Origin of the sequence: Flaviflexus salsibiostraticola, assembly GCF_003952265.1 — a bacterium.
GTDB classification, from domain to species: domain Bacteria; phylum Actinomycetota; class Actinomycetes; order Actinomycetales; family Actinomycetaceae; genus Flaviflexus; species Flaviflexus salsibiostraticola.
In genome coordinates, this window is record NZ_CP034438.1 from 2259786 (window position 1) to 2279955 (window position 20170).

Sequence of the window (20170 nt, forward strand, 5' to 3'; positions counted from 1 at the left end):
ATCATGGCCTCAGTCGAAAACTTGGAGGAACAGTGAAGAAGCTCGTCGCACTCGCCGCAGCAGGCCTGCTCATGGCCGGATGCTCGACGGATCCGTCAACGGCCGCGACCGTCAACGGCTCGGAGATCAGCATCGACGATCTCGCGCAGGTCCAGGCGGACTTCCGTGAGCAGGGCGTCAACACCCTGGCGGACGGCGTGCTCAACATGATGATCAATGGCGAGATCGCCAACGACGTCATCGCGAGTGAGGGACTGGAGATGACGGGCGAGGGCCGCGAGGCCGTGTTCGGTCAGCTCGGTCTCAACCCGGCAGGCGACTACTCGGAGCCGACGGACGCGATGATCGACTTCCTCGCCTTCACCCTCCTGACCGACGCGGGGCTGTACACCCCAGACGACATCCGCCCGGTGCTCGATGCGCTCGGCGAGGCCGACGTCGAGGTCAATCCGCGCTTCGGTGAATGGGATGCGGAGAACTTCGCGATCGCACGCCCGGATCGCAGCTACCTCACCTCGGAGGAGACGACCGGCTTCGGTTTCTGAGGCGGTTCAGCACGCCACGACCGCTGGCGTGCACTTTCGTTCACGCTTCGGTGAATTTGGCCTCTTGGATGACAAGTCCCGGGTGAAAACCGGGCGGGCGGGACTAGACTGGGCGGTGGTTAAACGACCGCATCTCTACCCTATGAAGGAGTCCCAGTGGCCATTATTGAGGCACTGAACGCCCGTGAAATTCTTGATTCCCGCGGCAACCCGACCGTCGAGGTCGAGGTTCAGCTGGACGACGGCATCTACGCCGTCGCACAGGTCCCGTCCGGCGCGTCCACCGGCGCCTTCGAGGCCGTCGAGCTCCGTGATGGAGACAAGGGCCGTTACCTCGGCAAGGGTGTCGAGGAGGCCGTCAACGCCGTCATCGAGATCATCGAGCCTGAGGTCGTTGGCCTGGAGGCCGATGAGCAGCGCGTCCTCGACCAGACGATGATCGACCTGGATGGCACCCCGAACAAGGGCAAGCTCGGCGCGAACGCCATCCTCGGCGTCTCCCTCGCCGTGGCGAAGGCCGCCGCTGAGTCGGCCGGTCTTCCGCTCTACCGCTACCTCGGCGGCCCGAACGCGCACGTTCTGCCCGTCCCGATGATGAACATCCTCAACGGCGGCTCGCACGCCGACTCGAACGTCGACATCCAGGAGTTCATGATCGCTCCCGTCGGCGCACCGACCTTCAAGGAGTCCCTCCGCTGGGGCGCCGAGGTCTACCACGCCCTCAAGGCAGTCCTCAAGGAGCGCGGCCTCAGCACCGGCCTCGGCGACGAGGGCGGCTTCGCCCCGAACCTCGAGTCCAACGCTGCCGCTCTCGACCTCATCGTTGAGGCCATCGGCAAGGCCGGCCTCGAGCCCGGCAAGGACATCGCCCTCGCCCTCGACGTCGCCGCGACCGAGTTCTTCACGGACGGCAAGTACACCTTCGAAGGTGGCCAGAAGACCGCCGACGAGATGATCGCCTACTACGAGAAGCTCGTGGCCGATTACCCCCTCGTCTCCATCGAGGACCCGCTGTCCGAGGATGAGTGGGCCGACTGGTCCGCCATGACCGCCCAGGTCGGCAACCGCGTCCAGATCGTCGGCGACGACCTGTTCGTCACCAACCCCGAGCGTCTCGCCCGCGGCATCAAGGAGAAGTCGGCGAACGCCCTCCTCGTCAAGGTCAACCAGATCGGCTCGCTCACCGAGACGTTCGACGCAGTCGATGCCGCACACCGTGCGGGCTTCAAGTCGATGACCTCGCACCGCTCCGGCGAGACCGAGGATACGACGATCGCGGACCTCGCGGTCGCCACGAACTCCGGCCAGATCAAGACCGGCGCCCCGGCGCGCGGCGAGCGCGTCAACAAGTACAACCAGCTCCTGCGCATCGAGTACAGCCTCGGCGACGCAGCGGCCTACGCAGGCCACGGCGCCTTCCCGCGCGCGTCCTTCTGATCGCGTCTGAGGACGACATAGTTCGACGGCACGTGTAGAAGACACGGTCGGCCGACGACACAGAGACCGGCCCTGCAGGACATCCTGCGGGGCCGGTCTACTATTGACCATATGAATTCTCGACGCCCAGGCTCGTCCCGCGGCCCGACACGGCCGGGTGCGATCAGACGCACCCAGAGGAGTTCGGAGACGCCGCCGGCCGTCGAGGAGGAGCCGCGCCTCAAGAAGGAGCGCACGCGTCGGTCGCTCGTCATCGGTGCGGACAGGCCGCGGGCGTTCTCGCTGCGCCTCCTCGCGATCGTCCTGACGGCGATGCTGGCCGTCATCATCATCGCCCCGACGCTGTCGAACTACCTCGACCAGCAGCAGCGCCTCCGGGAGCTCAACACCTCGGTTGAGGAGGCCCGCGCCCGGGTCCGCACCCTCGAGGCTGAGGTCATCCTCTGGAATGATGACGACTACGTCCGCGCCCAGGCGCGCGAGCGGCTCGGCTACGTCAAGCCGGGGGAGGTGCTCTACGTCGTCAACGACCCCGAGGAGGGGACTCCCGAGGATCATCGCCGGGCGTTGGAGATGGAGCTCGAATACAACCGCAGGGCGGCAACGCCCTGGTTCACGACCATGTGGGATTCGCTCTCGGTGACGGGATACAGCGACAGAGATGCGGCCGAATCGGCCGACGAATCAGACCAGGAAGAGGGCACGGAGTGACCGTCTCAGATAAGGACATCGCCTCGCTCGAGCGGCAGCTGGGGCGTGTGCCCCGTGGCGTCATCGCCATCGCCGCACGCTGCGGCTGCGGGGAGCCGACCGTCGTCGAGACGGCCCCCCGCCTCGAGGACGGCACGCCGTTCCCGACTCTCTACTACCTGACCCACCCCCAGATCGTCCTCGAGGTGTCTCGCCTCGAAGGCAGCCACATCATGGCCGAGCTGACGGAGCGTCTCGAGACCGACGAGCAGCTCGCCGAGCAGTACCGCGCCGCCCACGAGGATTACCTCGCCCGCCGCCGTACCCACGGCATTGTCGATGAGATCGAGGGAGTCTCGGCCGGCGGCATGCCGAACCGCGTCAAGTGCCTCCATGCCCTCGTCGGCCACAGCCTCGCAGTCGGTCCCGGCATCAACCCCATCGGCGACCTCGCACTCGACATGATCGAGTGGACGGTCGAGGGCTGCACATGCAGCCGAGACGAGGCCCCGTCCTCCTAGACAGGACCGGCGGGACAGGCGCGTCGACCGGGACGCTACGCGGGCGGCAGGCCGGCGAGGCGGCCGCCGTGCAGATTCCTGCCGCCTCAGAGAAATGTCACCGTTTGGGACTCGAAACCGCCTCCGGTTCGTGGCAGTCTTGAACGGTGAAAGTTGCGGGAATCGACTGCGGAACGAACTCTATCCGCCTCCTCATCGCCGACATCGAACCGGGCAGGCCGCTGCGGGACCTTGAGCGGACGATGCAGATCGTCAGGCTCGGCCAGGGCGTCGACCGGACGGGCAGATTCGCGGAGGATGCGCTGGAGCGCACCTTCGCCTCGGCCGAATACTATGCGGAGCTGTGCCGCCAGCATGAGGTCGAGGACATCAGGTTCGTCGCCACCTCGGCCACGCGCGACGCGGAGAACCGCGATGTCTTCATCACCGGCATCGAGCAGCGCCTCGGCGTGACCCCCCAGGTCATCTCCGGCCAGCGTGAGGCCCAGCTGTCCTTCGCGGGGGCCACCTCCGTCATCGACGCCACCGATCCTGTCGCCGTCGTCGACCTGGGCGGAGGGTCGACCGAGATCGTCGTCGGCACTGCCGCGGAGGGTGTCACCGGCTCGTACTCGATGAACATCGGCTGTGTACGGATGCAGGAGCGGCACTTCACAGCCGACCCGCCCACGCCTGAGCAGATCGAATCGGCCCGCCGCGACATTCGGGCCGCCCTCGACCAGGCCCTCGAGCGGGTTGATATCTCCCGGGCGACGAACGTCGTCGGCCTCGCCGGCACCGTGACAACTTTGACGGCTCGAGCTCTCGGACTCTCCACCTATGACCCCGCCGCCATTGATGGCGCCCGCCTCACGCTCGACCAGGTGTACGAAGCCTGTGACTGGCTCATGACAGCAGGCAGGGATGAGCGGGCAGCCGAGGGCTACATGCATCCGGGCCGGATCGACGTCATCGCGGCGGGGGCGCTCGTCTGGTCCGAGGTGGTGAGGCGATGCGCGGAGGAGATGCCGGGACTCACCTCCGTGACGGCCTCCGAGCACGACATCCTCGACGGCATCGCCCTGTGGGCGGCCGGCCTCATCGCCTAGTACCGCAGCCTTCCCTCGCAGAGCGGGACACGGTTTACAGATAGAACCATGGATCGCTATATTCGGTGCTCGTCGGGTTAGTCACGCGGCTCGTCGATGTTGGGCCTGCCGTCGAGACGGATCTCGTCGTCGGTCGCGTCGCCGTCCTCGTCGATGTCGATGTTCGGGCGGCCGTCGAGGCGGATCTTGTCTTCGGTGGCGTCGTGGAGAGGTGCCGGTCCGCGGCTGCGGCTGTGGGCCCGCATCCGCAGGGCGATTGCGCCGAGGACGGCGGCGATGACGGAGCCGAGGATGACGGCGATGCGAGCAAAGCCCGCGTACGGATGGTCCGGCTCGAAGGAGAGTGAGGCGATAAGGAGGGACACGGTGAAGCCGACCCCGGAGACGAGAGAGACGGCTGCGATGTCGGCAAGGTAGAGGTGCTTGCCGAGCTTCAGCCCGAAGACCTTCGTGATGAGGGCGGTGCCGCCCCAGATTCCGAGGAACTTGCCCAGTGGCAGAGCAAGGAAGATACCGATGGCGACGGGGTTCGTCAGCATCGCGACGAAGCCGCCGGAGTCGACGATATTCACGCCGGCCGCAAAGAACGCGAAGATCGGCAGGACGATGCCGGCGGACCAGAACTCGAACCGCTCACCGAAGTGCTCTGTCAGCGGCCTGTCCTCGCCGGCCCGCGCGAGGGCCGGGACGCTGAGTCCCATGAGCACGCCGGCGATCGTGGCGTGGATGCCGGCGGAGTGCATGGCGGCCCAGGCGATAATCGCGAGCGGCCAGAGCAGCCACCAGGAGGTGAGGCCCCGGCGGAGCAGCACGGCGAAGATGGCGATGGCGGCGAAGGAGGCGGCGAGCCAGGGAAGCGAGATGTGATCGGTGAAGAAGACGGCGATGATCGTGATGCCGAGGAGGTCGTCGACGACCGCGAGGGTGAGGAGGAAGATCCGGGCGGCGGTGGGCAGTCCTTTTCCGAAGAGCCCGAGCACCGCGAGCGCGAAGGCGATATCCGTCGCCACGGGGATCGCCCATCCGTCATAGACTCCCGAGCCGGAGATCGCGATGATCGAGACGTAGACGAGCACGGGCCCTGCCATGCCGCAGACGGCCGCGATCATGGGGACGAGCGCCTGGCGCATGTCTCGCAGGCTTCCCGTCACGAACTCAGTCTTGAGCTCGAGTCCGACGACGAAGAAGAAGATGGCGAGGAGACCGTCCGACGCCCACGAGGAGATCGACAGGTCGAGGTGGAGGGACGAGGGCCCGACGATTGTGTTCGACAGGGTCGCGTAACCCTCCCGCAGCGGCGAATTGGCCCAGATAAGGGCAATGGCGGCTCCGAGCAGAAGGATCCCGCCGGCGAAGGTCTCCGAATGCAGCTTGTCTCGATACCATGCGACCGGGTTTGTGGCCGTGCTCAATGCGCTCTCCATTCTGGTACTGATGTCATCTCACTCTAGATCTCTTCGGTCCCACTGGGCCGCAGATTCCAGGAACGGAGCACTCGTTGGGCATAATGTCCATGTTGCCCCCGTAGCCCAATCGGCAGAGGCAGTCGACTTAAAATCGACTCAGTGAGGGTTCGAGTCCCTCCGGGGGTACGAGTTGATTCAGCAGGCTGTGGGATCGGATTCCCAGCAGTGTTGGACGAGCTCGGCGAGGACGTCGAGGTCGATGTCCTCCAGCCTGTTGACGTACACGCAGCTGACGGCTCGCATGTGCTTGCCGAGCCTGGCGAGGAGCTCATCGCTGCGCGGCGACGACTGGAGCCCATAGAGGCTGATCGACGCCTTCCGAGGGCTGAAGCCCAGATGGAAGGTATCGCCCTCCCGGCCAGTCGCATACCGATAGTGCACCTGGCCGTAGCCGACCATGCTCGGCCCCCACATGACGGGCTCCTCCCCGGTCACCGCTGTGAAGATCTCCAGCAGTGTTCTGCCCTGCTCGATCCTCGCAGGCCAGGGGAGCGACGCGATCCAGTCGGCTGGGCTCTCACCTGTCGGGGCCGTCTTGATGTCGGGAGCGCTCTGGCCAGTGGCCCCGCGGGTATAAACCGGCTCCTTCGCCTGCGGTATCGCCCCCGTCAGGCCCATGCCCCTCTCCTGCAGCGCGGCATGCACGCGGAGCAGCCCCGCCCTGCCGGCGCCGTGGAGCGAAAGAAGGTCGGCGAAGTCCGCTCCATCGAGCGACTCCAGGTCGGTGTAGCCCGCGCCGGCAACGGCATCACGCAGCGGCCTCGACAGTCCAGGTAGTGATTCCAGTGGCGTTCCCATAGGTCACAAACTAGCGCAGGCCGCGCACGCCGTCACCAGGATCGACGAGCGTCGTCAGTCCGACGCCGTGACGGCCACTGAATCGGCTCCGGAGAGGCGAACCGGTCAGGACAGGAGCGTCTCGCCGATGTAGCCGCCCTCCGCGCATCCCGGCGGGATCGCGAACACGGCCGAGCCGATCGGCTCGGTCCATTGGTTGAGCAGGTCGAGTTCCGCGAGCCGCGTCTGGATCGGCACGTATTGCCTGTCGACGTCGGCCTGGAACGACGTGAAGATCTGTCCCGCGTTCGACACGTCGCTGCTCGGCGGGGTGTCATCGTAGTTGTAGGCGCGCCGAAAGATCCGCTCCTCGGGATTGTCGGATCGTGCGCGGCGCATGTGGGCATACTCGGCGATGACGGGCAGGCCAAGACTCGTCACGGCTTCGAAGTCGGGTTCGTCGTGCTCGTTCGTGCCGGTGAGCGGGGCACCGCTGTCCTGGAAGCGGCCCACGGACTGTTCACGGCCGGGCCGATCGACCTCATCCCATGTCTCGAGGTTCATGTCGATGCGGCGGATGACGATGCTCGTGCCGTTCGCGAGCCAGCCGTCCGTCGACCATACGAGCCTGTTGAACTCGTCCGTGCCGGGCCGAGGGTTGACGGTCCCATCCAGCTGGCCGAAGAGGTTCCGCATCGTCGCGTTCTCCGGCATCGAACCCGCCGCCCGGCGGAATCCCTTCTGGAGCCAGCGCAGCGACGCGAAGCTCCGCGTGTCCTTGAGGATCATGCGGGCTGCGTGCGAGACGGTGACGGGATCATCGGCGGCGATCTGGATGAGGAGGTCGCCCTCGCTCCAGGCGGGGTCGAGGTTGTCGATCTCGAAGGCGGGAAGCGGGCCGAGCCAGTTCGGGACCGCCGCCGGGTCGGCTCTCCGCACGAACTCCCGGCCGAAGCCGAACGTGATGGTGAGCCGCGCGGGGACGAGGGCGAGCTCAGGCTCGGAGTCGGCCAGTGCCGGCCGGCCGGCAGTCAGCCTCTCGGCGTCGTCCGTCAGGAGCCTCATGAGCTTCCTCAGCCCGTCACGGTCGACCCCATCCTTGAGGTCGAACGCATAGAAGGAGCCGTACGCCTGCGGGATCATGGCGATCCCCGCCTGGTGGGCCCCATGGAAGGGTATGGTCTGCTCGCCCTGGGTGGCCTGCTCGGATTGGGATGCGACGGCGCGGTCGATGCCGATGGCCGCCACGGCGCCCAATCCTGCACCCGCTCCGAGGAGAAGACCCCGCCGGGTCAGGGCCCCGTCACTCTGCTCGCTCATTCGCTGTCGTGGTAGCTCTCGTTCGCGCCGGCGTACTCCTTCGCCGTCGCCTCAAACGTGAACGTGTCCCCGCTGTCGAGCGTTGCGGCAAACGTGATGACATCGCCGGGTTCGATCGGCTGGATCAGTCCCATGAGCATGAGATGGTTGCCGCCGGGTTCGAGGAGAAGCTCCCCGCCGGCCTCGATAGAGAACCCGCCGGACATCTCCTGCATGATCATCTGCCCGTCCTCGCCCATGACGGTCTCATGGAGTTCGACGCGGTCCGCCGCCGTCGACGTGACGGAGGTGATCGCAATGGGCTCGTCACCGTCGTAGGAGAGCGTTCCGAACGCGCTCGTCATCGCCTCGTCCGAGGCCTTGACCCAGGCATCCCCAATCGAGATCTCTGCCGAGGGAGCGTCAGGCTCCTCATCCGAGCAGGCCGCCAGGGCTATGAGTGCCGCAGCTGCGACAGCCGCACCACGCGTATACGTCCGCATCATTTCTTCTTTCGCGATCGTCGATCGGAGGAACTCCATTGTCCCGCCGTCCTTGCACAATTCAGCATACACAAGGCCTTGAAGGCGACGTTTGACGCGGTATGACTGTGTTCGATAACCGGGCTGTGGGCGTGGGACTGATGCTCGTTCGCTGAGCGTTGAATCGTCGCGTCTCGGTGTCCAGCTTCTGTACTCTGCTGAGACGTGGCCCGACCGGCGTACCGGCCGGGGTTGGAGAGCGTTCTTCTCCTGTCCTGCCTGATCGCCGTGTGACCAGCGAGGAGAACGACCGTGCGTGAACGACAGCGTCCCCCCGCCGACTCGCCGTGCGCAGGCGGGGGAGCCGCATGAGTCTTGTCCTCATCCTCGCCGCCACCTGGGCGCTCGTCGCACTCACGCCTCTCCTGTCTCGGTTCCTCGGCCGGGCCGTCGGCTGGCCGCTCGCCGCCGGTCTTCTCGCCGTCGCCGCACTCCTTGCCGCGCGCCGACCGGAGGGTGACATCACCGAGGCCGTGCAGTGGATCCCGGCCCTTGACGTCGCGTTCGGGCTGCGGCTGAACGGACTCGGGTTCCTCTTCGCGGGACTGGTCCTCATCATCGGCGCGATCGTCCTCATCTACTCCGCGAGCTATAAGTCGGCGAGGGCCACGGGTTTCTTCACGACAATGATGGCGTTCGCGGCGGCCATGCTCACCCTCGTTCTCGCCGATGATCTCGTCGTCCTCTTCGTCGCCTGGGAGCTCACGACGATCGCGTCGTTCCTGCTGATCCTCGGCTCTGGCGAGAGCGGCCGGAGGCCGGCGACCCGCACCCTTCTCGTGACGGCAGTGGGAGGTCAGGCTCTGCTCGCCGCGGTCATCCTCATTGCCGTGAGGACCGGCACGACGGAGCTGACCGCAGCGCTGGGGCACGATGCCTGGAATGACACCGGGTTCACCTCTGCGGTGGCGGTGCTGATCGCGGTCGCGGCGATGACGAAGTCGGCGCAGTTCCCGTTCCACTCATGGTTGCCCGATGCCATGGTGGCGCCCGCCCCGGTGAGTGCTTACCTCCATGCCGCCGCCATGGTCAAAGCCGGCATCTTCCTCCTCATGGTGTTCTCACCCGCCGTCTCGGCAGCCGTCGTGTGGCCGATCCTCCTCATCACCGTCGGCGTCATCACCACCATCATGGGAGCGGTCTTCGCGCTGCGGACGAAGGACATCAAGCAGCTCTTCGCCTACTCAACCGTGAGCCAGCTCGGCCTGCTCGTCGCCGTCATCGGGATCGGCACGCCGCTTGCGATGAAGGCGGCGTCGATCCACGTCCTCGCCCACGGGCTGTTCAAGGCCGCCGGGTTCATGGCCGTCGGGCTGATCGAGAAACGTGCCGGCACGCGCGATGTGCGGGAGCTGCGGGGACTGCGTCGGTCCATGCCCTGGGACACGGCCATGCTGGTTCTCGCCGCTGCCTCGATGGCGGGTCTGCCGCCCCTCCTCGGCTTCATCTCGAAGGAGGCGATCCTCGATGCCATGATCTCCGCGCCGTTTGGGTTGGGATGGATCGCCGCGGCCGGCGTCGTCCTCGGTGCGGCCCTCACCGTCGCCTACTCCCTGCGCCTCGTCCTGCCACTCCTCACCGGCAGGCCGTTCGCGGTCGCCCCGTGGAGGGAGACCTGGCCGATGTCGGGCGCCGTCACCGTCACAGCGTCGGCAGGCCTCCTCCTCGGACTCGTCGTGCCCGTACTCGATCGGCTCGTCGTCCCTGCTGCGGCCGAGGCGGCCCGTGTCCCCGCGTCAAAGGTGCCCGGACTGGCGCTCTGGCATGGCATTGGACCGCCGCTCCTCGCATCGGTACTCGCCATCGCGGTCGGAGCCGTCATCGCCGTCCTCTACCTCCGCTCGGAGCACGCAGAGGCCGATGCGGAGGAGCGCGCGTTCACCGCGGTCGGCGCAGTGCAGGCGACGCTCGATAGCATCATCGCGGCCGGCAGGCGGGTCGGTGACCTGACCCGGTCCGACACTCCCGCCGGGAACCTCGCCGTCCCTCTCGTCCTCATCGCCGCATCCGCCTTCGCCCTTCCCGGCCTATGGCGGGGAATGCCGGAGCACGTCGCTGACATCCAGCTGGTCGACAGTCTGCTCCTGGCGATGACGGGCCTCGGCACCTTCGCCATGATGAGGGCCCGGTCGAGGCTGGCCGCGCTCGTCCTGCTGACCGTCGTCGGCTTCGCCTTGGTCCTCTGGTTCTTCGCTCTCGGGGCCTCCGATGTGGCTCTGACCCAGCTGCTCGTCGAGATTCTCACTGTTGTCGTCATCGTTCTCGTCCTCAAGCGCCTGCCGCGCGAATTCGACCGGGAGTCGCGTCGCCGTCGGGCCGTAGCCGTGCCCATCGCGCTTCTGAGCGGCGTGGCGGCCACAGCCGCGGTCCTCACCTTCTCAGGTCACCGGGATCTGGCCGAGGCCGGCCGCTTCTTCCTCGAGGAGGCCGAGGGCCTGACCGGCGGCACGAACGTCGTCAATACGATTCTCGTCGACTTCAGGGCGCTCGATACGCTTGGTGAGCTGGTCGTCCTCGCGCTCACCGCCGTCGCGATTGTCGCTCTGCTCGACGCCCGGCCGCTCGCGAGCCGGAGGATCACCCCTGTTGCGACGAGTGTTGTCGAGGACCCGCAGAGGAATGCGCTGTTCATGCGCGACAGCGGCTGGATCCTCATCCCGCTCATGGGAATCATCTCCGTCTATGCGCTGATGCGGGGCCACAATGCGCCGGGCGGCGGCTTCATCTCCGCGCTCATCGGTGCCGCCGCGATCATTCTCATCTACCTCGCCTCCCACAATGATCGGGTTCCCTCACTCGAGCGCCCCTACCTCGCGATCTCGGGAGCGGGCATCCTCATCGCCGTCGTCATGGGCCTGGTGGGACTGGCCGAGGGCGCTTTCCTCAATCCCATCCACGGCGAGGTCCTCGGTGTCCACGTGTCGACCGCGATCATCTTCGATGTCGGTGTCTACCTCGCGGTCTTCGGCGTCATTCTCACCGCGATCAACAGGCTCGGCATGACCAGGACAGGCGAGGTGACGCCCGCCGTCATCGTGGAGCCGCCCGCCGAGTCCGTCGCGAACCAGGAGGGTCCCCGATGATGCTCGCTCTCACCGTCGGCGTCCTCATCGCCGGCGCAGCCTTCCTCCTCCTGCAGCAGGATCGATTCCGAGTCATCCTCGGCTTCATCCTGCTTTCCCACGGCGTCAACCTGGCGATCATCAGCTCGGGCGGCAGTGACCGGCGTGACGAGGCGCTCGTCAGCGGCCCCGATATCGCGACCACCGCAGATCCCCTCCCGCAGGCCTTCGTCCTCACCGCGATCGTCATCGCATTCGCGATCACGATCTACCTCATCGTCCTCGCGGTGACGGGGGACGATGACGACACGACGACCGAGTCGCACGTGGGACCGGATGCCGACCGGGCCGAGGAGGCGCCGTGATCGACCAACTCCTCACCATGTTCGTCGCCCTGCCTCTGTTGGGGGCCGGGATCAGCGCCGTGCTCTCACGCCGGCCGCGGGCGACGCTCACGCTGCTCATCTCGGTGTTGGTACTCAACGCCGTGGGCGGGATCCTCCTCGTCTCGGGCACGGCGGGCGGCGAGGTCTATGCGCCGCGTGTGGGCGACTGGCCGGCCGGGATCTCCATCCCCTTCATCCTCGATGCGTTCTCGGCGCTCATGATCATGGTCTCCGGTGGTCTCATCCTCATCGCCGTCGTTTTCGCCCTCCTGTCGGGCACGGGCAGGCACCGGCTGTTCCCGACCCTCATCTTCGCGCTGACCGCGGGTGTCAACGGCGCCCTGTTGACAGGTGACCTGTTCAACCTCTTCATCTTCATCGAGGTCATGCTCATCCCCTCCTACGGGCTGCTTGTGCTGGCGAGGAGGGACAAGGGGACGTCCCGCTCGGTGACGGGATCCCGGATCTACGTCTCGTTCAACCTCTTCGCCTCGAGCCTTCTCCTGGCAGGGATCGGGTTCGTCTACGGGACAGCGGGAAGCGTCCACCTCGGTGAGCTCGCGGGCGCCGCGCAGGAGTCCCCGCACGTCGCGGCGGCCACGGCGCTGTGCCTGGCGGCGCTGTCGATGAAGGCGGCGGTCGTGCCCGTCCACGGCTGGCTCTCCCGCTCGTACCCGACAACATCGCCGGCGATGACGGCGCTGTTCTCGGCACTCCACACGAAGATCGCCATCTACGGGATCTACCGGCTCTACGCCGTCGTCTACGACGGGGACACGAGGCACCTGTGGATCGGGATCGTCGTCTTCAGTGCGACGATGCTCGTCGGCGTTCTCGGCGCCGTGGGTGAGGACCGGATGCGATCGATCCTTGCCTTCCACATGGTGAGCCAGATCGGCTACATCCTCATCGGCCTCGCCCTGTTCACGCCGCTGGGCCTCGCCGCCGGCATCTTCTACCTCATTCACAACATGATCGTGAAGATGTCGCTCTTCCTCAGTGCCGGTGCGATTGAGAGCAGATTCGGGACGGACCGCCTCGACGATCTGCGCGGTCGGATCGGCCGGGAGCCCGTTCTCGCTGTCGCCTTCGGCGTCGCAGCCTTCTCGCTCGCGGGACTGCCGCCGTTCTCCGGCTTCGCGGCGAAGCTCTCCCTCGTGTGGGCCGCTGTCGACCAGGCACAGTGGGCCGTCGTCGCCATCGCCCTCGTCACGAGCCTCCTCACCCTCATGTCGATGCTCAAGATCTTCAACGCGGTCTTCGCACCGACATTCACCGGCGCCGACCCACAGGAGCCGCTGGGCGATGGGGGAGCCGCAGTCCGCGTCTATCGGCCCACGTCTCTCGGCCTCGCAGCCCCCGCCGTCGTCCTGGCGGCCGCCACGCTCGTCCTGGGCCTCGGTGCCCAGGCGCTCCTCGGGCTGGCCGAGGTGGCGGCTGACGGGCTCGTCGATACCACCCGCTATGTAGAGGCGCTGATGCGATGATCCTCGACCTTCTCACGCTCCTGCCCCGGCTCGTCTGGTTCACCCTGTGGTTCATCCAGCAGATCTTCCGCTCAGCGGGCCGCACCATCCTCCACGTCATCATGCCGACCGACAGGTCGACGCCCCGCGTCGTCCGCCTCCACCTCGGTGACATCGGCAGCGTCCACGCGGCAGTCACGTCGATCCTCATCACCATCACGCCCGGAACAGTCGTTCTCGGGGTTGTGGGCGAGGATGACGATGTCACGCTCCTCATCCACACCCTCTACTACGCCGATGCCGACGAGGCTCACCGTGACCTCATCCAGGTCGACCGACGAATGATGAAAGCCGTTCGCGTGGGAGGTGCCGATGCTCGTCATTGATCTGGCCATTGTGGTCATCAGCGCAACGATCCTTCTGGCGGTGTGGCGGATCCGAACCAGCTCCATCCCCGCCGACCAGGTGATCGCGGCCGACCTCCTGACGTTCAGCGTTGTCGCGCTCATCGCCCTCATCGGCGTGCGCTCCGCGCGGATCGGCACCTTCGACCTCATCGTCATCGCCACCCTCGTCGCGTTCCTCGCGGCCGTGTCTCTGTCGCGTGCCATGACGGGAGGGAGAAGATGATGGGCATCATCGGACAGATCCTCGTCGGCCTCGGCGCCGGCATCTTCCTCCTTGCGGGCGTCGGGCTCTTCCGGTTCAAGGATCCCTACTCTCGCATCTCCGCAGTCGCAACGGCCTCGGGCGTCGGCCTCGTCCTCGTGACAGCGGGAGTTCTCCTCATCAACCCGGAGCCGGGGAACATCGTCAAAGGGATCATCGCGATCATCCTTCAGCTCATCACGGCGTCGATCGCCTCGATCGTCATCGCCCGTTCGACGCTGATATCCGGCTATCCCTTCAGTGAGAACACCGATACCGAGGAGCTCGAGGACTTTGGATAGGGGAGGGTGAGGCCTCCGCTCCGGATGGCAGAGAGAGGTGGCCGCGCGCAGGGCGTGTGGCGCGCGTCACCGCCAAACTGAAGACCGGCTGAATCGCTCGTACGCCCAGGCAGGAATCGGGACACTGTGTCTGGTTAGGCTTTGTCCGTTTGTATAGACTGCAACCAGTGTCCCAAGAGAGTGTGGAGGAATTGCGAAGATGAGCAATCCTATTATGTCGCGCAACCCGTACTTCACGGAGCAGCGCACCCCCGCCGGCTACCCGGCGATGCCGGGTTACCAGCCCGGCCGCGGCGACCAGCCGCAGCAGCCCGGCATCCAGCAGGCCTATGGTCAGCAGGGCTACGATCAGCAGGCGTACGGCCAGCAGCCCTTCGGCCAGCAGGACCAGCGCTACGACGCACCGGTCTTCGGTGATCGTGCGGCGAACGGCGAGCCCGCGCTGACCTATGACGACATCATGATGAAGACGGGCATCCTCCTCGGTGTCACCGTCCTCACCGGCATCCTCTCCTGGATGCTGTTCGTCCCCGACAACACGGCGGCAGCCAATTTCGGTACGGCCTTCACGATCGCGATCGTCGCGTCGCTCGCGGCCTTCGGAGTCGGCCTCGTCATGGCGTTCAAGCGCCAGCTCGGCCCCGGCCTCACCATCTCCTATGCCGCCCTCCAGGGTGTCGCGCTCGGCACCCTGACCGGCGTTCTTGAGCTCATGTACGAGGGCATCGCCCTTCAGGCCGTTCTCGCAACCGCCTCGGTTGTGGCGGTCGCCTGGTTCCTCCACACGTCCGGTCTCGTTCGGACGACCCCCAAGGGTATGAAGATCGTCCTCACGATCATGATCGCCGCGATCGTCTTCTCGCTCGCCAACCTCTTCCTGTCCTGGACCGGCGTCATCGATGCCCCCTGGGGCATGAGGTCGGCTGAGGTCATGGGCATTCCCCTCGGCGTCATCCTCGGCGTCGTCATGATCGTCGTTGCCTCCTACATGCTCATCAACGACTTCGAGGTCGCGAAGATCGCCGTCGCCAACCGTGCGCCGAGGTCGTTCGCCTGGACTGCCGCCATCGGCATCGTCATGACGATCCTGTGGATCTACCTCGAGGTCCTGCGCCTCATCGCCATCCTCAACCAGGATTGATCACGCAGTCCCGATAGGGACAGAAGAATGCGGCCCGGTTCAATCTGAACCGGGCCGCATTCGTCGTGGTCGAGACGTCGTCACTTCACCCCGACGATGTCGACGACGAAGACGAGGGTATCGGTGCCACCGATGCCGGCCTGGGGCACGCCGCGCGCGCCGTAGCCCTTCTCTGGCGGGATGGAGATGAGGACGCGCGAGCCGACGGTCTTGCCGACGAGCGCCTCGTCCCATCCGGCGATGACAGTGCCGACTCCGATCGGGAAGCTCGTGGTGCTGCCGCGCTTGTAGGAGGAGTCGAAGAGTCCGCCGTTCCAGATCTGGCCGTGGTAGTTCACCTCGATCTGGCGACCGCGGTTGACGACCGGTCCGGTGCCCTCCTCGAGGACGGAGATGTGGAGGCCGGCGGGAGCCTGGTCCGTCGGGAATTCCAGGACGGGCTCGTCGCCGAAGGAGCCGGTGGCCGTGGGTAGTTCGACTGCCATGGTGAACCTTTCTATCGAAATGCTGACCGGTTCAGTCTGGCACACCTCGCGTCCTCCACTCCGGCTTGGGTGCAGCAGATCCGCCCTCGGCGAGATCCGTGAGGCGGCGGAGCTGTGCGCCCGCCGGCCGACCCGAGACTGCCGCCTGTACGAGGCCGCGTCCGGCGGCGTCCAGTCCCGGACACGAATGAGCGGCACCCGTCTGGGTGCCGCTCAGGTATCGAGTCTCAGGCCACCGGGCAGGCCAGCCCCGTCCGAGCATGACAGTTGTAGCCGCCCGGGTTCTTGTCGAGGTACTGCTGATGATCGTCCTCGGCGTAGTAGAAGGTCTGGCCGGGCTCGTGCACCTCGGTGACGATCGCGTCCCTGCCGGCCTCGTCGAGGACGGTCTGATAGAGGTCGCGGATCTTGAGGGCCGTCTCGTACTGCTCGTCGGTGGTGGCGAAGACGGCGGAGCGGTACTGGGTGCCGCGGTCGTTGCCCTGCCTGTTGAGCGTCGTCGGGTCGTGCGATTCGAAGAAGGCCTGGAGGATCTGGGCGTAGGAGATCTTCTCCGGGTCGAAGACGACTCGGACGGTTTCGGTATGCCCGGTGAGTCCGGTGCACACCTCCATGTACGTGGGGTTCTTTGTGTAGCCGCCCATGAAACCGACGGCCGTCGTCTCGGCACCGAGCTCCCAGAAGATTTTCTCAGCGCCCCAGTAGCAGCCGAGCGCGAGGTAGGCCTCCTCCTGACCCTCCGCCGGCGGTGCATCGATCGCGGTGCCGAGGACGGTGTGCGGGCGGGGGTGGGGGAGGACCGGGATGTCGCGGCCGCGCAGCGCGGTATCGGCCGTGACGACAGGCGGCCTGCTGAACTGTAGAAAACCCATGTCTGAATTGTCTACCCCACGACCGTGCGGTTCAAGGGGTCTCGCCCGACGGTGAAATCATTCGCCGCAGGGTGCTTGAACCGTTCTCGCGCTGAGGAAAGCCGATCGGCGACCTAGACTGGTGACCAGTGCGACCGAGAGGAAGTTATGTCACCGTCACCTGAGGACGAGAAGCGATCGATCAGGCAGCGAGCCAGCGACCGGAGGGAGCGGCTCGCGCAGGGTCCAGTCGTACGGACCGATGAGGCCTACCAGGAGCGGATGAGGGGTCGGGAGCAGAGGGAGGAATCGGCCGTACCCGGTGCGCTGCGAATCGCCGCAAGCTGGTCCTGGCGTCTCATCCTCGTCGGCGTCGCCGCCTACTTCATCGGCCAGTTCCTCACGTTCTTCTCGACGATCCTGCTTGCGATCCTCGTCGCTATGCTCCTCACGGTCCTCATGGAGCCGATCCTCGGCTTCTACCGGTCGAGGCTGCGGATGCCGAGGACGCTCGCGGCCGCGGTTGCTCTCATCACCTTCCTCCTCATCGTCGTCGGGCTTGTCGGCGGTGCCGGCGCTTCGATCATCGGGGGCTTCGCCAACCTCTCGGACAAGGCCTCGGACGGTTTCGATCAGCTCCTCGCCTGGCTTGCGGACAGCCCTCTCGGGATTGGCTCCGACCAGCTTCAGCAGTATGTCGACCGCGCGCAGGAGCAGCTCGGCGACAACGCCGGTAACATCGCCGGCGGCGTGCTGAGCGCGACCGGCTCGCTCGTCTCCTTCTTCACCGGCCTCATCCTCGCGCTGTTCACGATGTTCTTCCTCATGCGGGATGGTCGGAGCATGTGGTTCTTCGTCGTCCGCATGTTCCCCGAGCGGGCTCGTCGCGACGTCAACGAGTCCGGGATCCGGGCCTGGTACACGCTCGGTGCCTACACCCGGACGCAGATCCAGGTCGCCGCCATCGACGCCGTCGGCATCGCCGCCGTCGCCGCAGCACTCGGAGTATCGCTCTGGTTCCCCATCGGCGTGCTCGTCTTCGTCGGCTCCTTCGTCCCCATCGTCGGTGCGTTCGTCACCGGTGCGATCGCGACCCTCGTCGCGCTGGTCGATCAGGGTCCGACTGACGCGATCCTCATGCTCGTCGGTGTGCTTGCCGTCCAGCAGATCGAAGGCAATGTTCTGCAGCCCTACCTCCAGGGGAACAATCTGTCGCTCCATCCGGTCGTCGTCGTCGTCGCCGTCACCGCCGGCTCGATCCTCGCAGGAATCTTCGGCGCGCTCTTCGCCGTCCCGTTCGTCGCCGCCCTCAACGTCGTCATCAACTACCTGGTCGGTCGCGACATGTATCCGGAGATGAACTACGACCCGAATAGGCGCGGCGGCCCACCCGAGGCGTTCGACGAGTACGTTCGATCGGGCGAGGAGATGTTCGCGAAGAAGGCCGAGGCCGCCGAGGCCAAGCGGATTCCCGGCTCCGAGCCTGCTCCCGACGGGCCGCGCGAGTCCGAGGAAGTCTGAGCGAGCGATAGTGGCACACGAGACCCGGCGGTGGGCCGCGGCTGGCGCACTCCTCATCATGCCGGCAGCATTCATGATCCTGTGGATCATGTGGGGAGCGGATCTGCCGGATCGGGTGCCGACCCACTTCGACGCCTCCGGAACGGCCGACCAATTCGTCGCCGCGGTCACCTACACGGTGACAGTCGCCGTTGTCCTGGCAATCGCCACCATCCTCGGTCTCATCGCCATCGCCGCGTCTTGGACGGGCGAACGGTTCTGGCTCGCGGGCGCGGGGATGATGCAGGGGATACTCGTCTCCGCATGGCTCGTTTCGGCCGTCGTTGCCCGCACCGGCACCGAGGATCTCGGCGGTTGGGTCGCCCTCATTCTCGTCAGCGCAGCCTGGGGAGCCGTCCCCGCGTTCATCCATCCCCAGGGCCGGCCTCGGCGCATGCACGCATCCGACGGCGCTGCGGTGCCTTCGGACCCAGCGGTTCCCGCCGAACCGTGGAGCGACACCGTCACCTCGCCCCTCATTGCAGCGATCGCGGTCATGACCGCCGTCGTTCTGGCGGTCATGCTCATCCTCATTCCGGGCGAGGGCGCCGTCATGCTCATCGCCGCCCTCCTCCTCGCGCCCGTCATCCTCATCCTCGTCGGGCTCGCCAAGTACCGGGTATCCATCGACGAACGTGGCCTGCGGATCAGCTCCGTCTACGTGGGATTCCCGCTCCGCACCTTCCCGCTCGAGGACATCGCACGCGCGTCGGCAGGTGAGCTCGTTCCCGCGCAATGGGGAGGATGGGGCTGGCGCTTCCTCCCGGGACGCTCCGCCATCGTCATCCGCCGAGGGCCCGCCCTCATGATCGAGCGGGCCAGCGGCTCCGAGTTCGCGGTCTCGCTGCCGTCAGCGGACGACGCCGCACCGGTCCTCCGCGCCTACATGGCGGGACGCGTGAGCGGCGCGTAGGCCCTGTCGGCCTGTCCGTGAGCGTGGAGCCGGCTCAGACGAAGACGACCTGGGCGCCCTCGGCGATCTCGATGAAGTCGGCCGCGCTGATGACGCCCTCGACGCCCTCGTGGAGGTCGGCTTCGAGCAGCTTCATCATGTCGAACGTGAGGCGGCACGCGTACATGTGTGCGCCCGAGGCCTGCAGGAGATCGAGGAAGTCGGGGATCGTGGGGATCTCCAAATCCTCCATCTGCTGATTCATCATTCGCGTGGCGAAGCTCGTCATGCCGGGGATATTGCCGAGAGCCTGCGGCATCGACACATGCTCAAGTCCCGGCTTGATCCTGCCGAGTGCCGGCATGTGCATGGCCGTGTTGCCCGACAGCGTGAACTTGAGGCTGTCGTAGGTCTTCGTGTTGATGATGTCGAGGCCCCAGAAGGTGAAGAAGATATGGACTTCGACGCCCTCGCCGAGCGCGGCGTTGCCCATGATGAGGGCCGGGTACGCCATGTCCAGGTTGCCCTTGGAGCAGATGAAGGCCATCTTCCGCGGCCCGCCGGTTGAGGCCGGACCGATGTAGTCGGTGCGTGCCTCGCTCGTCGGGGCGGCACTCCGGGTCGTGGCGCCGAAGTCGGGGATGATGAAGCCCTCGGGGATGGGGGTGGTGCTCATGTGTTTCTCCTCCTCGGCTGCTCAGACGCACCCGACGGGCTTGGGAAGGCCCGCCAGCCATGCCATCTTCTTCGCGGGCTTGCCGGGGTATAGCGCGAAGAGAGTCTTGATATCGAAGCCGCCGACGGTCTGCATGCGGCGCAGGGTGGGCGTGACGCCCGTGACGGCCGAGTCCTCCCGCATGAAGCGGAGGGTCGCCAGGTGCTGCTCGGTCAGCTCGATCCCGATCAGTGAGGCGAGGTCGGATGCAAGCTCCTCGCTCCACTCATCGCGGCGGGTCAGGAATCCCTCCTGATCCACCTCGAACGTCCAGTCGTTCAGGGTATTGGTGGGCAT

22 protein-coding genes and 1 tRNA gene are annotated in these 20170 nt (G+C 66.3%); 15 read left to right on the top strand and 8 right to left on the bottom strand.

What is annotated here, in order from left to right; genetic code table 11:
• The first annotated feature begins 32 nt into the window (after positions 1-32).
• The 5 genes from EJO69_RS10495 (at position 33) to EJO69_RS10515 (ending at position 4281) form a co-directional block, all read left to right on the top strand.
• On the top strand, positions 33-545 hold the full coding sequence (locus tag EJO69_RS10495; RefSeq protein WP_126041649.1) for a hypothetical protein: 513 nt from the start codon (positions 33-35) through the stop codon (positions 543-545).
• Between the two features lie 156 nt (positions 546-701).
• A complete protein-coding gene (gene eno, locus EJO69_RS10500; protein ID WP_126041651.1) occupies positions 702-1982 on the top strand; it encodes a phosphopyruvate hydratase in 1281 nt (426 codons plus the stop codon).
• 111 nt (positions 1983-2093) lie between these two features.
• A complete protein-coding gene (locus tag EJO69_RS10505) occupies positions 2094-2693 on the top strand; it encodes an FtsB family cell division protein (RefSeq protein WP_126041653.1) in 600 nt (199 codons plus the stop codon).
• On the top strand, positions 2690-3193 hold the full coding sequence (locus EJO69_RS10510; RefSeq protein ID WP_245993635.1) for a DUF501 domain-containing protein: 504 nt from the start codon (positions 2690-2692) through the stop codon (positions 3191-3193). The genes EJO69_RS10505 and EJO69_RS10510 overlap by 4 nt, the downstream gene beginning before the upstream one ends.
• Before the next feature lie 146 nt (positions 3194-3339).
• Positions 3340-4281, top strand: a complete 942-nt coding sequence (locus tag EJO69_RS10515; RefSeq protein ID WP_126041655.1) for a Ppx/GppA phosphatase family protein — start codon at positions 3340-3342, stop codon at positions 4279-4281.
• A gap of 77 nt (positions 4282-4358) precedes the next feature.
• Here the strand turns inward: EJO69_RS10515 and nhaA are convergent, their stop codons facing one another.
• Complete coding sequence (gene nhaA, locus EJO69_RS10520; RefSeq protein ID WP_245993636.1) at positions 4359-5693, bottom strand: Na+/H+ antiporter NhaA; 1335 nt, start codon at positions 5691-5693, stop codon at positions 4359-4361.
• A gap of 106 nt (positions 5694-5799) precedes the next feature.
• Here nhaA and EJO69_RS10525 point away from each other — a divergent pair.
• A tRNA-Leu gene (locus tag EJO69_RS10525) sits at positions 5800-5873 on the top strand.
• Positions 5874-5882: 9 nt separating this feature from the next.
• On the opposite strand, the gene EJO69_RS10530 is transcribed toward EJO69_RS10525, so the two are convergent.
• From EJO69_RS10530 to EJO69_RS10540, 3 genes are all read right to left on the bottom strand, one after another.
• On the bottom strand, positions 5883-6545 hold the full coding sequence (locus tag EJO69_RS10530; protein ID WP_126041659.1) for a DUF1801 domain-containing protein: 663 nt from the start codon (positions 6543-6545) through the stop codon (positions 5883-5885).
• Positions 6546-6650: 105 nt separating this feature from the next.
• A complete protein-coding gene (locus EJO69_RS10535; RefSeq protein ID WP_126041661.1) occupies positions 6651-7844 on the bottom strand; it encodes a Dyp-type peroxidase in 1194 nt (397 codons plus the stop codon).
• Entirely contained in the window at positions 7841-8365 is a 525-nt protein-coding gene (locus EJO69_RS10540; protein ID WP_211331432.1) for a copper chaperone PCu(A)C, read from the bottom strand. Before EJO69_RS10540 ends, EJO69_RS10535 begins: the two co-directional genes overlap by 4 nt.
• 308 nt (positions 8366-8673) lie before the next feature.
• On the opposite strand from EJO69_RS10540, the gene mbhE reads away from it, so the two are divergent.
• The 7 genes from mbhE (at position 8674) to EJO69_RS10575 (ending at position 15370) form a co-directional block, all read left to right on the top strand.
• Positions 8674-11448 carry a hydrogen gas-evolving membrane-bound hydrogenase subunit E gene (gene mbhE, locus EJO69_RS10545; RefSeq protein WP_126041663.1) on the top strand — a complete coding sequence of 925 codons (2775 nt, stop codon included), beginning with the start codon at positions 8674-8676 and terminating at the stop codon, positions 11446-11448.
• Entirely contained in the window at positions 11445-11792 is a 348-nt protein-coding gene (locus tag EJO69_RS10550) for a sodium:proton antiporter (RefSeq protein WP_126041664.1), read from the top strand. The genes mbhE and EJO69_RS10550 overlap by 4 nt, the downstream gene beginning before the upstream one ends.
• Positions 11789-13300, top strand: a complete 1512-nt coding sequence (locus EJO69_RS10555; RefSeq protein WP_126041666.1) for a monovalent cation/H+ antiporter subunit D family protein — start codon at positions 11789-11791, stop codon at positions 13298-13300. Before EJO69_RS10550 ends, EJO69_RS10555 begins: the two co-directional genes overlap by 4 nt.
• The gene (locus EJO69_RS10560; RefSeq protein ID WP_126041668.1) at positions 13297-13665 is read left to right on the top strand and encodes a Na+/H+ antiporter subunit E; all 369 of its coding nucleotides are present in this window, start codon (positions 13297-13299) and stop codon (positions 13663-13665) included. Before EJO69_RS10555 ends, EJO69_RS10560 begins: the two co-directional genes overlap by 4 nt.
• Positions 13652-13909, top strand: coding sequence for a monovalent cation/H+ antiporter complex subunit F (locus EJO69_RS10565; RefSeq protein WP_126041670.1), 258 nt, complete (start codon positions 13652-13654; stop codon positions 13907-13909). The genes EJO69_RS10560 and EJO69_RS10565 overlap by 14 nt, the downstream gene beginning before the upstream one ends.
• On the top strand, positions 13906-14229 hold the full coding sequence (locus EJO69_RS10570; protein WP_126041672.1) for a cation:proton antiporter: 324 nt from the start codon (positions 13906-13908) through the stop codon (positions 14227-14229). Before EJO69_RS10565 ends, EJO69_RS10570 begins: the two co-directional genes overlap by 4 nt.
• A 199-nt stretch (positions 14230-14428) precedes the next feature.
• Positions 14429-15370 (top strand): Bax inhibitor-1/YccA family protein, encoded by a 942-nt coding sequence (locus tag EJO69_RS10575; protein ID WP_126041674.1) that lies wholly within the window; start codon positions 14429-14431, stop codon positions 15368-15370.
• A gap of 80 nt (positions 15371-15450) precedes the next feature.
• Here the strand turns inward: EJO69_RS10575 and EJO69_RS10580 are convergent, their stop codons facing one another.
• Both EJO69_RS10580 and msrA read right to left on the bottom strand, forming a co-directional pair.
• Positions 15451-15855, bottom strand: coding sequence for an FKBP-type peptidyl-prolyl cis-trans isomerase (locus tag EJO69_RS10580; protein ID WP_126041676.1), 405 nt, complete (start codon positions 15853-15855; stop codon positions 15451-15453).
• Between the two features lie 227 nt (positions 15856-16082).
• Positions 16083-16727, bottom strand: a complete 645-nt coding sequence (gene msrA, locus EJO69_RS10585) for a peptide-methionine (S)-S-oxide reductase MsrA (RefSeq protein ID WP_126041678.1) — start codon at positions 16725-16727, stop codon at positions 16083-16085.
• Positions 16728-16874: 147 nt separating this feature from the next.
• On the opposite strand from msrA, the gene EJO69_RS10590 reads away from it, so the two are divergent.
• On the top strand, positions 16875-18227 hold the full coding sequence (locus EJO69_RS10590; protein ID WP_126041680.1) for an AI-2E family transporter: 1353 nt from the start codon (positions 16875-16877) through the stop codon (positions 18225-18227).
• A 10-nt stretch (positions 18228-18237) separates the two neighbouring features.
• Complete coding sequence (locus tag EJO69_RS10595) at positions 18238-19179, top strand: DUF1648 domain-containing protein (RefSeq protein ID WP_126041682.1); 942 nt, start codon at positions 18238-18240, stop codon at positions 19177-19179.
• Between the two features lie 34 nt (positions 19180-19213).
• On the opposite strand, the gene EJO69_RS10600 is transcribed toward EJO69_RS10595, so the two are convergent.
• Together EJO69_RS10600 and EJO69_RS12620 are read right to left on the bottom strand one after the other, a co-directional pair.
• Complete coding sequence (locus EJO69_RS10600) at positions 19214-19834, bottom strand: DsrE/DsrF/DrsH-like family protein (protein ID WP_126041684.1); 621 nt, start codon at positions 19832-19834, stop codon at positions 19214-19216.
• 21 nt (positions 19835-19855) lie between these two features.
• Positions 19856-20170, bottom strand: coding sequence for a TusE/DsrC/DsvC family sulfur relay protein (locus EJO69_RS12620; RefSeq protein WP_126041686.1), 315 nt, complete (start codon positions 20168-20170; stop codon positions 19856-19858).

What these genes read in the sequence shown, in the direction of transcription:
- EJO69_RS10505 (WP_126041653.1), top strand. Translation starts at nt 2,094, where the DNA reads ATGAATTCTCGACGCCCAGGCTCGTCCCGCGGCCCGACACGGCCGGGT.
- EJO69_RS10530 (WP_126041659.1), bottom strand. Translation starts at nt 6,545, where the DNA reads ATGGGAACGCCACTGGAATCACTACCTGGACTGTCGAGGCCGCTGCGT.
- EJO69_RS10535 (WP_126041661.1), bottom strand. Translation starts at nt 7,844, where the DNA reads ATGAGCGAGCAGAGTGACGGGGCCCTGACCCGGCGGGGTCTTCTCCTC.
- EJO69_RS10540 (WP_211331432.1), bottom strand. Translation starts at nt 8,365, where the DNA reads ATGGAGTTCCTCCGATCGACGATCGCGAAAGAAGAAATGATGCGGACG.
- mbhE (WP_126041663.1), top strand. Translation starts at nt 8,674, where the DNA reads ATGAGTCTTGTCCTCATCCTCGCCGCCACCTGGGCGCTCGTCGCACTC.
- EJO69_RS10550 (WP_126041664.1), top strand. Translation starts at nt 11,445, where the DNA reads ATGATGCTCGCTCTCACCGTCGGCGTCCTCATCGCCGGCGCAGCCTTC.
- EJO69_RS10560 (WP_126041668.1), top strand. Translation starts at nt 13,297, where the DNA reads ATGATCCTCGACCTTCTCACGCTCCTGCCCCGGCTCGTCTGGTTCACC.
- EJO69_RS10565 (WP_126041670.1), top strand. Translation starts at nt 13,652, where the DNA reads ATGCTCGTCATTGATCTGGCCATTGTGGTCATCAGCGCAACGATCCTT.
- EJO69_RS10570 (WP_126041672.1), top strand. Translation starts at nt 13,906, where the DNA reads ATGATGGGCATCATCGGACAGATCCTCGTCGGCCTCGGCGCCGGCATC.
- EJO69_RS10575 (WP_126041674.1), top strand. Translation starts at nt 14,429, where the DNA reads ATGAGCAATCCTATTATGTCGCGCAACCCGTACTTCACGGAGCAGCGC.
- EJO69_RS10580 (WP_126041676.1), bottom strand. Translation starts at nt 15,855, where the DNA reads ATGGCAGTCGAACTACCCACGGCCACCGGCTCCTTCGGCGACGAGCCC.
- msrA (WP_126041678.1), bottom strand. Translation starts at nt 16,727, where the DNA reads ATGGGTTTTCTACAGTTCAGCAGGCCGCCTGTCGTCACGGCCGATACC.
- EJO69_RS10590 (WP_126041680.1), top strand. Translation starts at nt 16,875, where the DNA reads ATGTCACCGTCACCTGAGGACGAGAAGCGATCGATCAGGCAGCGAGCC.
- EJO69_RS10600 (WP_126041684.1), bottom strand. Translation starts at nt 19,834, where the DNA reads ATGAGCACCACCCCCATCCCCGAGGGCTTCATCATCCCCGACTTCGGC.
- EJO69_RS12620 (WP_126041686.1), bottom strand. Translation starts at nt 20,170, where the DNA reads ATGCCCACCAATACCCTGAACGACTGGACGTTCGAGGTGGATCAGGAG.